Source organism: Methanosarcina thermophila TM-1 (assembly GCF_000969885.1).
Taxonomy (GTDB): domain Archaea; phylum Halobacteriota; class Methanosarcinia; order Methanosarcinales; family Methanosarcinaceae; genus Methanosarcina; species Methanosarcina thermophila.
Genome location: NZ_CP009501.1, coordinates 1,868,498 through 1,881,647, shown reverse-complemented (window position 1 = coordinate 1,881,647; position 13,150 = coordinate 1,868,498). Strand labels below are relative to the sequence as shown.

Here is a 13,150-nt window from a genome sequence, read left to right as displayed (position 1 = left end):
TTTATTTATGGGGAAATGGGGGTTTAGTATTTGAAAATAACAGTATTCAGCGGGAGCCATAAAGGAAGGGAAGGAAACACTCTAATTATGGTTGAGGAATTCCTGAAAGGAGCAGAGGAAGCAGGAGCAGAAACCGAAAATATTTTCCTGATAGAGAAAAACATTGGATACTGTAAAGGAAAGTTTGAATGCTGGCTCAAGACCCCTGGAATGTGCACTCTACGGGATGATATGGATGACCTGCTCCCAGCTTTTATGGCATCCGATATTGCAGTATTTGCATGTCCAGTTTATTTTGATAACGTGCCAGCTGTTATGAAAAATTTCATAGACAGGCTTGCTCCTGTCCTTTTGCCTCATTTTGAAGAGGACGAAAAGGGTGAGTACAGGCATGCAAAACGCTATGAGAAGTTTCCTAAAATTGCTGTAATCTCAAATGCCGGGTTGCCCGGTAAAACAAATTTTGAGGTTGAAAGTCTTTTTTTCAGGAGGCTTGCAAGAACCTTTCACACTGAACTCATTGCTGAGATTTACAGGGGAGAAGGAGAGATTTTCAGGGGCAAAAACAATATCATGTTAAAACCTCTTCTGGGAAAATATAAAAAATTGCTCCGGTGCGCTGGAAGAGAGATTGTCGAAAACCAGAAGCTCTCAGACAAAACAGTCCGTGAACTTGAAAAACAAATTGTTCCCGAAAGCCTGTACATAAAATTTGGGAATGAAGAATGGGATAGATTGTGCGAGGAAAACAGGGTTGACTGAAAAAGGCTGCAAAAAAGCATGAAGACCTCTCAAGCATTACTGGATACTCAAAATAAATAAAAAAAGAGCAGAGCAGGTAAACCTGAACTCTCTTTTAGTTGTGAGAGAAGGAAAAGACCTTTTTTCCTCCTCACTAAATAACTCAGCTGAGCTTTTTATTAACCCTCTGGACTGCTCTTTCTACAGATCATCTGGCTGTCTTTAATTAGCCCCAGAACTGCCTTCTACAAGGTCTTGCAGGCTGTGTTCCATGTAAGGGGCATTGCTCCTGTTAATAAGCTCCTGGCAGACTTCATCCGGCTTTCCATCCATTACAAGAACTCCGTTTTCAATCAGTATGGCTCTATGGGCAACTTCACGCACAAAATCCATATGGTGGCTCACAAGTACAATGGTTGTGCCAAAACGTTCATTGATTCTTTTTAAGGAGTTTGTGACATCCCTGAGGGTTACAGGGTCAAGGTCTCCGAAGGGCTCGTCAAGCATGAGATACTCGGGAGAAGTTGCGAGGCTTAAGGCAATGAAAGCCCTGACATGTTCTCCCCCACTGATCTGGTAGGGTGTCTTGTCAAGAACCTCCAATGGGAGATCAAGTGCTTCAAAGACGGGCTTTGCATATGTATCAACATCAGTTACCGGGATTGTGGGGAAGAGTTCGGAATAGATGGCATCGCTCAGGTTTAACTCCCGCAGTATATCTGCTTTTTCATCTTCGGGCATATCAGGCAGGCGGTATATCGTATCAAGGGTTTCATCTGAAAGCCCCATATCCTTGGCTTTTTTCCTTGCGTATTCGATTGCACCCTTCTTCTTCATGCTTAGCCTGAACCGGATCTGCTCCCTGACAGTAGAGTTAACGGACATAGAGAACTCCTGATTCATGATACTCATAATCCGCCTGAGTTCCATACGCTTTTTGCTATATTGGGTGACATCTACCCATTCTCCGTTGCAGAGGTACTCAACAGTTCCTCCTTTCGGCTTGATGAGCCCTTCCATAAGCTTCATAAGCGTTGTTTTTCCAGCTCCAGATGAGCCTATAAGAGCAAGAATCTCTCCTCTGTAAATGTCGAGAGAAAAATCTTTTATATTAAGGACTTCCCCCACCCGTATAAGGGAATAGCGTTTCGAGATTCCCCTAACTTTGATGCAAACCTCTTTTTTCTCAGGCTGTGCAAGCTCTTCCCTTGGTTTCATATCCCGGAGGAAATTTTTTAGCACCCACGTAGGTTCTCCATCGGCTATGATTTTTCCATTTTCAAGAAAGATTACCCTGTCAGCAAGATAGGCATGAATTTCCGGAAGGTGAGAAACCACTATAATCGGGATATTTAATTTCTTTTTCAGGTTCTTTATTACATCAAGAACTTCCTGTTTTGTGTCTGGTCCAGTCATTGTAACAGGTTCATCGAGGAGAAGGAGTTTTGGCTTTGCGGCAAGCTGCCTTGCCATTACGACTCTCTGCTTTTCTCCTCCGCTAAGGAGATTAGTTGAATGAAGTGCTTTATGCTCCAGACCCACGAGCTTTAAGTACTCCATTGCTTCTTCAAAGAGTTCATCGTATTCGTTAGGTATATCATGAGGAAGGCGTTCAATTGGGGGGAGGGATTCGTGCCCCACTCGAAGGTAATTTAGTTTTCTCATTACATTTTCAATTGCAGGCCCGTTCCAGAGCCCGAAATTCCGCTGGAGGTGTATTGCGGTTACGCTTTTTAAAAATTTCTCCCCTTCAATTCCTGAATCAGGAGTTATAACTTTTCCATCGATTTCCACGGTCCCCTGCTGAAAGGGTTCCACTCCCCGGATAATGCGCAGCAGGGTTGATTTCCCACTTCCGCTTCGACCTGTAATCCCGAGAATTTCTCCATCTTCCACCGTCAGGTCGATATTGTCCAGCACTCTTATTTTTTCGGAACGTACCTCATACTCTTTAACCAGGTTGGAAACTCTGAGCATAATCATACCTCTTAGTGTTGATCGCAAGTTAATGCCGGACCCGTACTCAGTTCTACAATTCTGCCAATCGTGTGTGGTAATTTGTTTTCATTCTCTACATTTTTCGGATCCTTTTGCGCCATACAGTCTTATACTAAAATAGGAGTCAAATATTACCTTATAACTATTTATTACAATCGGCTGCTGTGACTTGGGCTTCAACAGCCTACAATTTTCGCCCTGAATGTTCAAAAATTCTCCGGAACAACAATATCTCAAATTTAGAACTAAATGAGAAGTTTCTCAGGATTGAAAGCCTTATTTATTTTTAAAAACTTATTTATTTTTATCTAGCCTTTTCCGGTCTTAATAATATCTACTTAATAAAATAAATGAGTTTTCATTCCTGTTTAGCTGCTAAAAAGTGGGTTTTAATTTCTGCACAGATGTTAAAGATAGTCTCCGCTCTGGAAAAGTTCTCTGGAAAAAAATAAATATTTTAAAAGAAGTAAGGAATTAATAAGTTATTTTTAAATAAGTTCTTTTTAATGCAGGCAGCACATCCCGAGTCTTTTTTCAGACATCATCTTTTTATCGCTGATACAATTTCAGCCACCTTTGCAGTAACATCCTTTACTTCTTCAAGAATGGTGCCGGTAACTATCATATCTGCACCTGCAGAAGCGCAGAGTTCTGCAGTTTTTGCGTCTCTGATCCCACCGCCAACTATGAGTTTGTTCTCTCCGAGTACCTGCTTGACAGTTCTTATCATCTCAGGGCTGACAGGCGTATCAGCTCCAGAGCCAGCCTCAAGGTAGGTGTAATGCATGCCAAGGTATTTGCCTGCAAGGGCATATACAGCAGCAATTTCAGGCTTCTTCCTGGGAATCAGCTTTGCGTCTCCTACCCAGCCAACCGTTCCTCCGGGCTCGACAATAATATATGCCATGGAGATAGGTTCGATCTGGCTTCTGTATATAAGCGGAGCTCCAAGCACCTGATTTGTGATCACATACGCTATATCTCTCGAATTCAGCAGGCTCATGAAAAATACGGCATCTGCATACCTGCTGAGTCCGGCTGCACTCCCCGGGAAAAGGATGGTAGGGACATCTACCTTTTCTTTTATTTTTATGACGGTCTCATCAAGCAGGGTTCCCGATGCCCCGGTTGAACCCCCTATCATGATGGCATCGGTGCCTCCCTTGACGGCTGCAAGAGCGATTTCAGCAGCTCGTTCAGGCGTCTGGGAAGCGGGATCGATAAGGGTAAGATGGACTTTTCCTTCCTGATCAATGATTTTCTGAAGGTGTGCTTCCACCTGCAAAAAAGATCATGCTCCCTTGGATTCCTTGGATTTAACCCGAAGAGCACTGCTGCCGCATTTTCTGCAGCGGGTTGCTCTTATTGCATTCCTGGCATTACACTTCATACAAATTTTCTTATTTAATAATCTTTCTTCTGCTTCTGGAAAACGAGCCATTTTTGTAACCTGCTATTATTTTTCAATATTGATATGGTATATAGCCCGCTTAATGGATGTTAAGGAATATAATGTTTTTCATCAAAAGTCCACCTTTTATTGAGTTTGCAATCTTTTTTACTTTTAACAAATTTGTTGTTCTTCCTGTCCTGCCAACTCAAAGTTTATTTATTGGTTACGTTGTTTATTCCCTACTCTATACTTAACCCAAAAGCAAAACTGTAATCAAGCTGACATTAAACTATAATTAAGTTAACATCGAGATCTAATGATACATTAAGTTAACATCGAGATCTAATGGTACTAAGAATCAATAAGGCTAAAATTATTTAATTAACGGAGACTTTCAGATTCGGAATATAATTCCCTATTAATTTAATTCCCTCAGAATTAATTAATTCTTATCTTATCAATGGTGATTGGTGTGGCGATTCATCCTATAGACTACCGCTATGGTACCGCAGAAATGAAACACGTATGGAGCCAGGAGAACAGACTTGCAAAGATTCTGCAGGTAGAAGCCGCCCTTGCCCGTGCTGAGGCAGATATGGGTTTGATTCCAGCAGATGCAGCTGAAATCATATCCCAGAGTATTTCTTCTGTAAAAGCCGAAAGGGTTGATGAAATTGAGGCTGAGATCCACCATGATATGATGGCTGTTGTCATTGCAATTTCTGAACAGTGCAGAGATGACGCCGGAAAATGGGTACATTTCGGAGCTACTTCAAATGATATCCTGGATACGGCGACAGCTCTTCAGATCAAGGACGCAATCGATATTCTGGAAGATAAACTCAGAACTTTACTCAGGGCTCTGGTTAACCAGGCTGAAGCACACAAGCATACGGTCTGCTGCGGAAGAACCCACGGGCAGATTGGGGTTCCAACGACTTACGGATTGCGTTTTGCGATCTGGTCTTCTGAGATCTCAAGACATCTGGAACGTCTCAATCAACTCACTCCAAGAGTGACAGTTGGGCAGATGACCGGAGCAGTCGGAACCCAGGCTGCCTTTGGAAAAGCCGGAATTCTTATCCAGAAACTTACTATGCAGAATCTTGGAATCGGGGCTGTAGACGTTTCCAGCCAGATTATTCAGCGGGATAGGCATGCCGAATTTGTAATGTGGATGGCAAATACAGTCACGACCCTGGATAAGATAGGTATAGAAATCAGGACTCTCCAGCGCAGTGAAATTGCTGAGATTGAGGAAAGTTTTGGAGAAAAGCAGGTAGGGTCATCTACAATGCCTCATAAGCGCAATCCCATAAAGTCCGAGCAGATATGCGGACTTGCAAAAATTGTAAGGGCTATGGTCGAGCCTGAGCTTTTAAATAATACCCTGTGGGATGAAAGAGACCTGACAAACTCTTCCTCTGAGAGGATAGTTTTCCCTGAAGCCTGCGTGCTTACGGATCACATCCTTAAGCTCGGGATAGACGTGATTGAAAACCTGAAGTTCTATCCTGAGAACATTCGGAGGAATCTGGAGCTGCTCAGAGGTCTCAATATGGGCGAAGCTGTAATGATCGAGCTTGCAAAGCGAGGAGTGGGCAGGCAGGAAGCCCACGAGCTTGTGCGGACTGCGGCAATGAAAGCCCATGATACGGGGCAGCATTTTAAAACCGTACTCCTGGAAACCCCCGAAATTGCAAGGTATCTAACTGTTATGGATATTGAGAACCTTGTAAACCCCGACAAATACATAGGGACTGCAGTTGAGCAGGTTGAAGCACTTGTTACAAAACTTCGCGAGACCTATTCCCTCTAACTTTCTTTCCTCTATTTATTCAATTTTGAAGCCGCCTGATGAGAGATCCTGAGAACACCTGTCATGAGAGCACACTTTTTACTCCTGCAACAGCTGCTCGAAAACCTCAAGATTCTCCCAGCTAAATTTTTCCGGAGGGCAGGCTCGTATGCATCGCTGGCAATGGGCGCCTTCACATAGATCAGTACTTATCATAACTCTGTTTTCTTCGTCAATTGATATGGCTCCAGTTGGACAGACTTTAATACACTTCTTACACTCGGGGCAATCGACAACCATGGTCATGTAGGTTCCGACTCTTTCAAGTACATGAAGCCCCTCTTCTCCAAGAACCGGAATGTCTCTCTCCACACGTTTCTCAATACTGGGCTTTTCTATAGGATCTCCGAGCACAGGAAGTCCCTTCTTTTTGAGATGTTTCTTAAACATTTTAAAGGGCATACCCTCTTCCCAGTATGCAAGTTCGAGTACATATGTATCTCTGAACTCTGGAGCGGTAGCAAACATTATGTGTGTGCCTATTATCTGGCTTGCAATGTCCTGGAGCTCCCATAACCTCTCTTCTGAAAGGAGGATTTCGCGGGCTACTGCAAGTGAGGTGTTCCCAAGCTGACAGATTTTTTCTGTCGCATATGGGATCAACCCCACTTTCTGAGCTTTTGCCGCATCCATATATGTGCCGGCAGCGCCCGCCATATAAGCCTTGTCGATATCCGTCATCTCAATACCTGCAACGGCACAGAGTGTAATATGCCCTGCACGGATAGCACCTATGGCTTTTCCAGCTTCTGTCAGGTCTTTCTCAGAGAAATCTATCTTGTTCTGCAGATGAATGAGTCTGTCAGGGGTCTTAATTTTAGGGAGCTCTATAAGTCCGCTTTCCATTCCTTTCTCTATTAGTGCTATAACTCCGGTACCTGTAATTCCTTTAGCTTTGATCTGACCTTCATTAAGCACTTCTCCTGTTGCCGGGTCTACGAGATCTCCCTGGACAGGTTTCATCTCTTCGCTAAGCACAAAATTCCTGAATGCGCCATCCTCAATTTCTATATCTGATATGGCATATGGAGATGCAAGTTTTCCGTGCTTTATCTGCTGTCCTTCAAGAGCAGGGCCAGCAGCTGCAGATCCCGTATAAATTATATCTTTTACTTTAAGAGCCATTTCTGCGTTTGTCCCGTAGTCCGTAGCAATTGAGATATCGTTGCTGTCAAGCATTCCAGATTTTACTATCAGGGCAAGAGCATCTGCTCCGACTTCGTGCTTTATTGCAGGAGGAACTACGACTTCACAATCATATTCCTCAAGCCCGGAGATTTCGCTGCTATGTATTATTCTGGCGCTTCTGTCCTGTTCCTGTATGTTGTACTTCTTTTTCTTACGTTCCCCTGCATAAGCCAGGTCTTCAATGCTTATTCCCTGAAAAATGGATAGCTGGATTGGATTTCCGCAGATTGAGAGTCTTTCGAGTTCTTCACTTTTCACATCAAGAGCACGGAACAGAATCTTCACTGCATTTATTGAAAGCCCATGTGCAAGCTCCTGCCCGTAACGAATTCCGAAATCCATGTGATCCATCACGTTCGCTCCGGGCAGAGGGTTTCTCAAAGTTATCACTGTTCTTCGGATCTCTTTTGTATCCAGATCGATTTTCTGAGCTCGATACCCGCTGGTTCCAAGGTCAATTGCAACTCCATAACTCATAGAACTCCCCTTTATCTCCCTATTTTGCCGGGTATTTAATTTGCTAATAAGCCGTTTGAGATTTATTCAACATTATTTTGAAAAATAACGTATATAAATAAATAGGGAGATTTATTCCTCCTATTATTTTAAGATCTGTTGAATTTTAGTTGATTACTTCTTCTCAGTTTTTTGAAGAATACCTTTTTATCTCTGCCCTTTTCTTTTGGAGGGATTGAACATTTTGATTCTATAATTAGAAAATAAATATCGGGAGGAACGTGGCTACGATATTCTTATATATTAAAAGTGTCTTTTTATAGCTGATGAGCTAGTCCGGGTAGCTCGGCGTTACCTGTAACCCGAAATCGCCGATATGCGGGGGACGAAGCCGAGGGAAGAGGCATCGAAGGGATTTCAGCCTGGAATCTCAACGGAGAAGCCCCGTCCTGCTGGGATGGTGCAGGTATGAGGGTTTGCTGGAGAGCAGATTCTCATACCCTAACTGCGGAGACCGGTCGAGGCCCGGAAGGGAGCAGACTTACCGTGGGCAACTGTCGCTTGCGGGGGTGCGGGGTGGAGGAGAGGGTCCAGCCTACTGGTGTCTCCAAGATGCAGCGACCTGAGGCGTGCTCATCACTTAACACATAAGGTAATTTAGAACAAATAAAGTAATTTAGTTTTATAGCAGAATTATCTCTTAAAAGATAGTCTGTGTGAAGCCTTTTCCCCGGAAAAGATTAAATATATGGACTGCGTTTAAGGGGACGCGCTTCTTAAAATCCTTTGTGACGAGATAGCCAAGCCCGGTATGGCGCGGGATTGCTAATCCCGTGATGCTTTGCATCTCGGGGGTTCGAATCCCCCTCTCGTCGTTCTCTTTTTCAAGTTTATCCTTAAATTACTTCTTTTTATTTCTCTGATCTGTTTTATAGCAATCAACATCTGGATTTTATACAAACTGTTAATCTGGAATGTCGTCAGTACAATAATTTCTAGCAGTATGTTATAATAACATTTATATTATTTAAAAATTAAATTTCTTTTGATGGCAACAGATTTTTTAGCCGACCTCCTGATCATCTTCGGGCTTTCTATTCCTGTGGTATTTACTTTCTCAAAATTAAAAATAGCTCCACTGATCGGCTTTCTGCTTGCAGGTATTCTTGCCGGACCTTTCGGTTTGGGACTGATTCGAGACGTAGAAAACATCGAATTTCTGGCGGAGATGGGTGTAGTACTCCTGCTTTTTACAATAGGTATGGAATTCTCACTGCGCGACCTCCTGAAGCTTCGCAGAATTGTAATTTTCGGAGGTGGACTGCAGCTTTCCCTAACTGCTATCATTGTTGCCCTTATATTTCTCTGGATTGGCAATTCCAGAGAATCCTCGATTTTCCTGGGGCTTTTAGTGGCACTAAGCAGCACTGCAATTGTCCTTAAATTGTTACAGGAAAAAGGAGAAATCTACAGTCTTCATGGGCGAACTTCTTTAGGAATATTAATTTTTCAGGATATAGCTGCAGTGATGATTATACTTCTGATTCCGGTTCTTGCAGGTACCCCTGAAACAGAAAAATCTTTCTTGGAGCTTACCCTGCAGGGATTCGGGCTCATTATTTTTACTCTTCTAAGTGCCAGGTATGTGATTCCTTTCATCATGTACCACGTCGCTAAAACCCGGAATAACGAGCTTTTTCTTTTGAGTGTTATGGCAATCGGGCTCTCTGTAGCCTGGCTGACTTCAAAAATTGGTCTCTCTTTGGCTCTCGGGGCTTTTCTTGCTGGTCTGATCATCTCCGAATCTGAGTACTCGGTTCAGGCTCTTGGTAATCTCATCCCATTCAGGGATATGTTCATGAGCATCTTCTTCGTTTCATAGGGATGCTGCTCGATCTCGATATCTTAAGAGAGCATCTCTTTCTTATCCTGGCTGCTACCTTGACCATACTGCTCCTGAAAGTTGTTGCAAATAGTTTGAGTACATTTCTTATAGGCTTTCCTATGCATACGATGATCCTGGTTGGTTTTTCTCTTTCACAGGTAGGAGAGTTTTCCTTTATTCTTGCAAAAGTAGGTTTTACAAGCGGCTTGATCTCCTCTCTTACATACCAGGAATTTATGGATGTAGCTGTGCTTTCTATGGTACTTACCCCCCTTTTTATGAGTATAGGGTATCGAACCACGAATTTTGCCGAGTTGCTGCCTTTCCCTCCCATCTTGAAGCAAGGCTGGTACAGTAAATTTCAAGAAAATGAATCTGAAGAGAAGCTTGAAAACCATGTAATCATAGTCGGATTCGGGATAAATGGTAGGAATGTCGCGACTGCCGCAAAGGCAACTTCAATTCCCTACATAGTAATTGACATGAATCCTGAAGTCGTACGGGTAAAAAAACTGGAAGGGGAACATATATTCTATGGTGATGCTGCTCAGAGCTCTGTACTGGAGCATGCAGGTATCTATACAGCGAAATCCATTGTTGTGACCGCCGGCGATCCTGCCAGTGCCAAAAGGATAATCGAGGTTGCTCGCAGGTTGAACCCTCAAATTCATATTATCGCAAGGACACATTTCCTGAGCGAGCTGGATAAGTTTTATGCTTTTGGAGCAGATGAGGTAATTTCTGACGAGTTTGAAAGTTCAATAGAGCTTTTCACAAGGGTGCTTCACAGATACTTAGTTCCCAGCAATGAAATCAATTCACTGGGCTTAACTTTGCGTGCCGACCATTACGAGATGCTCCGGAATCCTGAAATTCGCAGGAAGAAAATGTATGATCTGGCTCTTGACTTTGCAGATGTAGAAATTCGAAGCATAAGGGTCGGCAAACTTTCCAAAATTGCAGGAATGACCCTCGGGGAACTCGATCTCCGAAAGAAGTATGGGGTATCTGTACTTGCAATTTCTCGCTTTCATAAAATAATTCCGGGACCAGAAGCTGGAACTGAGATTCTGGCGGATGACATCCTGCTTGTAATCAGTCCACCAGAAGAGCTCGATGAGGTTAGAAAGCTTTGCGAAGATAGTCTGGAATAAAAATCAACTCCTCTCTGTATAAAAACATGTAAAACCTGTGGTTTTTGAGGCTGGAGGTTTTAATCACCAGATCCTTTCTTCTATTGCTATACTTTTTCATATTATACTTGTTATATATGATATTGTTAACCCTGTTTGTATTGCCTTCCGGTTTGAAAACCAAACTAACTGAAAATAATTTGTATTGCCTTCCTGTTTGAGAACCAGATTAACTGAAAATAATCGGTTAAAACCAGAAGATTTGGATATCTTTGTTAGCTCTAAGAAAAGAAAATTAAAAGGCAATTAACAGGATACATGTAGAAAAGGGAGAAAACCTGTAGACGTGCGAGATATGTTTAAAATCCTTATCAGGAAATATTGAGTTTTCAGTTTTGGATTTTCTATCATAAAAGCCGTCAAATAAAAGCCGTCAATTTTCAAGATGAATCTTTATATCATATTAATTCAGATAAATTTTAATTCAGATAGATTTGTATATACAGATCCAGATTACATAAAGAACTTAAGATGCAGGCTTCAATTCTCTAACAGGTCAAATTAAATCTTAATCTAGGAGTCAAATTAGAATATATTTTACTGAATTTTTAATGCATTGTACACAAACAATAATTATAAATATGTACGCATCTTGTTTAATATATATATAATCTGGTGGAGCTTTTATGAGTAATATTCTTAAAGAAACTTTTCAGGAAGTAGCCCAAGCGGTCTTTCCCTTAGCGCTGGCAATAGGGTTGCTGTTACTTTTGTTCGTCGGTGTAAGTTGGAACGATCTTATTTCCTTTTTAATAGCTACAGCAATAACTGCACTAGGAATGATTTTTTTTCTAACGGGGGTTAAGGTAAGTATGCTCCCTATAGGAGGAGCAATTGGAGGTGACTTGCCTAAGCATAACTCACTGGGGTTCATTGCATTAATAGTATTTTTATTCTCATTTTTTGTAGCCATTGCAGAACCCAATGTAATTGTTTTAATTAACCTGGTTGATTCAGCTCTGCAGGGTAGCATAGATAGAAATTTACTGTTGTTCTCCATCGCTTTTGGAGTAGGTTTCCTTATGGCTATTGCCATCCTGAGAATAATCTATGGAACTCCGATCAGATATTTGTTTGCTGCAATTTATTCATTTATACTCGTGCTGTCCTTCTTCGTACCTGCTGATTTCTTAGCAATTTCCTTTGATTCTGGAAGCGTAACTACCGGGGCTATAATTTTGCCTGTGCTTATGGGACTTGGAGTCGGGGTAGCTTCAGTTTTGCAGGATAGATCTGAACTGGATGGATTTGGGCTTATAGGCTTGGCGACTACAGGTCCTATACTGAGTCTCATGCTTCTGGGGGTTTTATCTTCATGAGTTTGAGTATAGGAGGAATTTTTCCTGTAATTTTAGAAGTTATTCAGTCAATTGCTCCTCTAATAATTTTCTTTACACTATTCCAGATATTGTACTTAAAATTGCCACCATCACAGTTAGTAAAACTTTATACAGGATTAGCTTTCACTGCATTCGGTCTGATTTTGTTTCTCTATGGAGTCTCTAATGGCTTTCTTCCTGCGGGAACGAAAATAGGCGAATTTTTTGGTGATTCTAGAGAAAATCTCTTGATCCCTATAGGTTTTATCCTCGGTTTACTTGCTACTCTTGCAGAACCTTCTGTAAGAGTCTTATGTTATCAGGTTGAGGTGTCTTCAAATGGTTATATAAGATCAAATCTTATGCTTTACACGCTTTCCTTAGCAGTTGCTCTTTTTGCTGCTATTACAATGGCAAAAATTGTCTATAGAATTCCATTCCTGTACATAATAGTTCCAGGTTATTTATTTGCCCTTGTTCTATTATGGCTTTGTGACAGAGATTTTATAGGTATAGCATTCGATGCAGGAGGAGCTGTAACAGGTCCGATGGCTGTATCTTTTCTTATGTCTATGGCTGTAGGAGTAGCCACAGCATATGAAGGTGCAGACCCTGTAGCAGACGGCTTCGGTCTGATCGCAATGATAGCACTCGCACCTATTATTTTTGTTATGTTGCTGGGTGTTTATATAAGATTTAATGGAGGTATAAGAAATGTGTAATAAGAGTGAGTTTGTGTTAATAGTAACAATTGTCAAAAAGGGCTGGGGCGATGAGGTTATTAAAGCTTCAAGAAAAGCCGGTGCTCAGGGAGGAACAATCTTATTTGGTCGTGGTACAGGGATCCATGAAAATAAAAAAATTCTTGGCTTGATGATTGAACCGGAAAAAGAAATTGTACTTACAATAGCCAAGTCAGATATTGAAGAAGATATCAGGAATAGTATTATTGATGCTATAAACCTTAACGAACCCGGAACTGGCATAGGATTTGTAGTTTCCCTGGATAAAGTATTTGGGATTTGTCATCCTTTTTATGAAATGGGGTGTCCCCCCGAGAAAGAAACCTGAGCTTTTGAGGGTTCTGAGCTCATAAAAGCTTATAATTTTGGCTCTGTA

10 protein-coding genes, 1 tRNA gene, 1 other RNA gene and 1 pseudogene are annotated in these 13,150 nt (G+C 41.8%); 9 read left to right on the top strand and 4 right to left on the bottom strand.

Annotated elements, in window-relative coordinates:
* Window positions 1-30 precede the first annotated feature (30 nt).
* Window positions 31-762 (top strand): flavodoxin family protein, encoded by a 732-nt coding sequence (locus MSTHT_RS08135; protein ID WP_048167351.1) that lies wholly within the window; start codon window positions 31-33, stop codon window positions 760-762.
* Between the two features lie 201 nt (window positions 763-963).
* On the opposite strand, the gene MSTHT_RS08130 is transcribed toward MSTHT_RS08135, so the two are convergent.
* From MSTHT_RS08130 to MSTHT_RS08120, 3 genes are all read right to left on the bottom strand, one after another.
* A complete protein-coding gene (locus MSTHT_RS08130; protein WP_048167350.1) occupies window positions 964-2,718 on the bottom strand; it encodes an ABC transporter ATP-binding protein in 1,755 nt (584 codons plus the stop codon).
* A 562-nt stretch (window positions 2,719-3,280) separates the two neighbouring features.
* Window positions 3,281-4,024: a geranylgeranylglyceryl/heptaprenylglyceryl phosphate synthase gene (locus MSTHT_RS08125; RefSeq protein ID WP_048167349.1), complete on the bottom strand. Its 744-nt coding sequence runs from the start codon at window positions 4,022-4,024 to the stop codon at window positions 3,281-3,283.
* Between the two features lie 6 nt (window positions 4,025-4,030).
* Complete coding sequence (locus tag MSTHT_RS08120) at window positions 4,031-4,180, bottom strand: 50S ribosomal protein L40e (RefSeq protein ID WP_048167348.1); 150 nt, start codon at window positions 4,178-4,180, stop codon at window positions 4,031-4,033.
* A 424-nt stretch (window positions 4,181-4,604) separates the two neighbouring features.
* On the opposite strand from MSTHT_RS08120, the gene purB reads away from it, so the two are divergent.
* Window positions 4,605-5,951: an adenylosuccinate lyase gene (purB, locus tag MSTHT_RS08115; protein ID WP_048167347.1), complete on the top strand. Its 1,347-nt coding sequence runs from the start codon at window positions 4,605-4,607 to the stop codon at window positions 5,949-5,951.
* Window positions 5,952-6,029: 78 nt separating this feature from the next.
* On the opposite strand, the gene MSTHT_RS08110 is transcribed toward purB, so the two are convergent.
* The gene (locus MSTHT_RS08110; RefSeq protein ID WP_048167346.1) at window positions 6,030-7,655 is read right to left on the bottom strand and encodes a methylamine methyltransferase corrinoid protein reductive activase; all 1,626 of its coding nucleotides are present in this window, start codon (window positions 7,653-7,655) and stop codon (window positions 6,030-6,032) included.
* A 303-nt stretch (window positions 7,656-7,958) separates the two neighbouring features.
* On the opposite strand from MSTHT_RS08110, the gene ffs reads away from it, so the two are divergent.
* The 7 genes and pseudogenes from ffs (at window position 7,959) to MSTHT_RS08085 (ending at window position 13,102) form a co-directional block, all read left to right on the top strand.
* Window positions 7,959-8,273: signal recognition particle sRNA (gene ffs / locus MSTHT_RS14070), an RNA gene on the top strand.
* A 151-nt stretch (window positions 8,274-8,424) separates the two neighbouring features.
* A tRNA-Ser gene (locus MSTHT_RS08105) sits at window positions 8,425-8,509 on the top strand.
* A 173-nt stretch (window positions 8,510-8,682) separates the two neighbouring features.
* Window positions 8,683-9,737: pseudogene (locus tag MSTHT_RS15155) on the top strand (cation:proton antiporter); the annotation flags it as partial.
* 18 nt (window positions 9,738-9,755) lie between these two features.
* Complete coding sequence (locus MSTHT_RS15150) at window positions 9,756-10,673, top strand: NAD-binding protein (protein ID WP_394297021.1); 918 nt, start codon at window positions 9,756-9,758, stop codon at window positions 10,671-10,673.
* 665 nt (window positions 10,674-11,338) lie between these two features.
* The gene (locus tag MSTHT_RS08095; RefSeq protein ID WP_048167345.1) at window positions 11,339-12,031 is read left to right on the top strand and encodes a DUF1538 domain-containing protein; all 693 of its coding nucleotides are present in this window, start codon (window positions 11,339-11,341) and stop codon (window positions 12,029-12,031) included.
* On the top strand, window positions 12,028-12,753 hold the full coding sequence (locus tag MSTHT_RS08090; protein ID WP_048167344.1) for a DUF1538 domain-containing protein: 726 nt from the start codon (window positions 12,028-12,030) through the stop codon (window positions 12,751-12,753). Before MSTHT_RS08095 ends, MSTHT_RS08090 begins: the two co-directional genes overlap by 4 nt.
* The gene (locus tag MSTHT_RS08085; RefSeq protein WP_048167343.1) at window positions 12,746-13,102 is read left to right on the top strand and encodes a P-II family nitrogen regulator; all 357 of its coding nucleotides are present in this window, start codon (window positions 12,746-12,748) and stop codon (window positions 13,100-13,102) included. Before MSTHT_RS08090 ends, MSTHT_RS08085 begins: the two co-directional genes overlap by 8 nt.
* Window positions 13,103-13,150: the final 48 nt, after the last annotated feature.

Bases quoted from the DNA above. Each gene is read 5' to 3' on its own strand.
- MSTHT_RS08110 (WP_048167346.1), bottom strand. From the start codon at position 7,655: ATGAGTTATGGAGTTGCAATTGACCTTGGAACCAGCGGGTATCGAGCT.
- MSTHT_RS08095 (WP_048167345.1), top strand. From the start codon at position 11,339: ATGAGTAATATTCTTAAAGAAACTTTTCAGGAAGTAGCCCAAGCGGTC.
- MSTHT_RS08120 (WP_048167348.1), bottom strand. From the start codon at position 4,180: ATGGCTCGTTTTCCAGAAGCAGAAGAAAGATTATTAAATAAGAAAATT.
- MSTHT_RS08090 (WP_048167344.1), top strand. From the start codon at position 12,028: ATGAGTTTGAGTATAGGAGGAATTTTTCCTGTAATTTTAGAAGTTATT.
- MSTHT_RS15150 (WP_394297021.1), top strand. From the start codon at position 9,756: ATGGATGTAGCTGTGCTTTCTATGGTACTTACCCCCCTTTTTATGAGT.
- MSTHT_RS08130 (WP_048167350.1), bottom strand. From the start codon at position 2,718: ATGCTCAGAGTTTCCAACCTGGTTAAAGAGTATGAGGTACGTTCCGAA.
- MSTHT_RS08085 (WP_048167343.1), top strand. From the start codon at position 12,746: ATGTGTAATAAGAGTGAGTTTGTGTTAATAGTAACAATTGTCAAAAAG.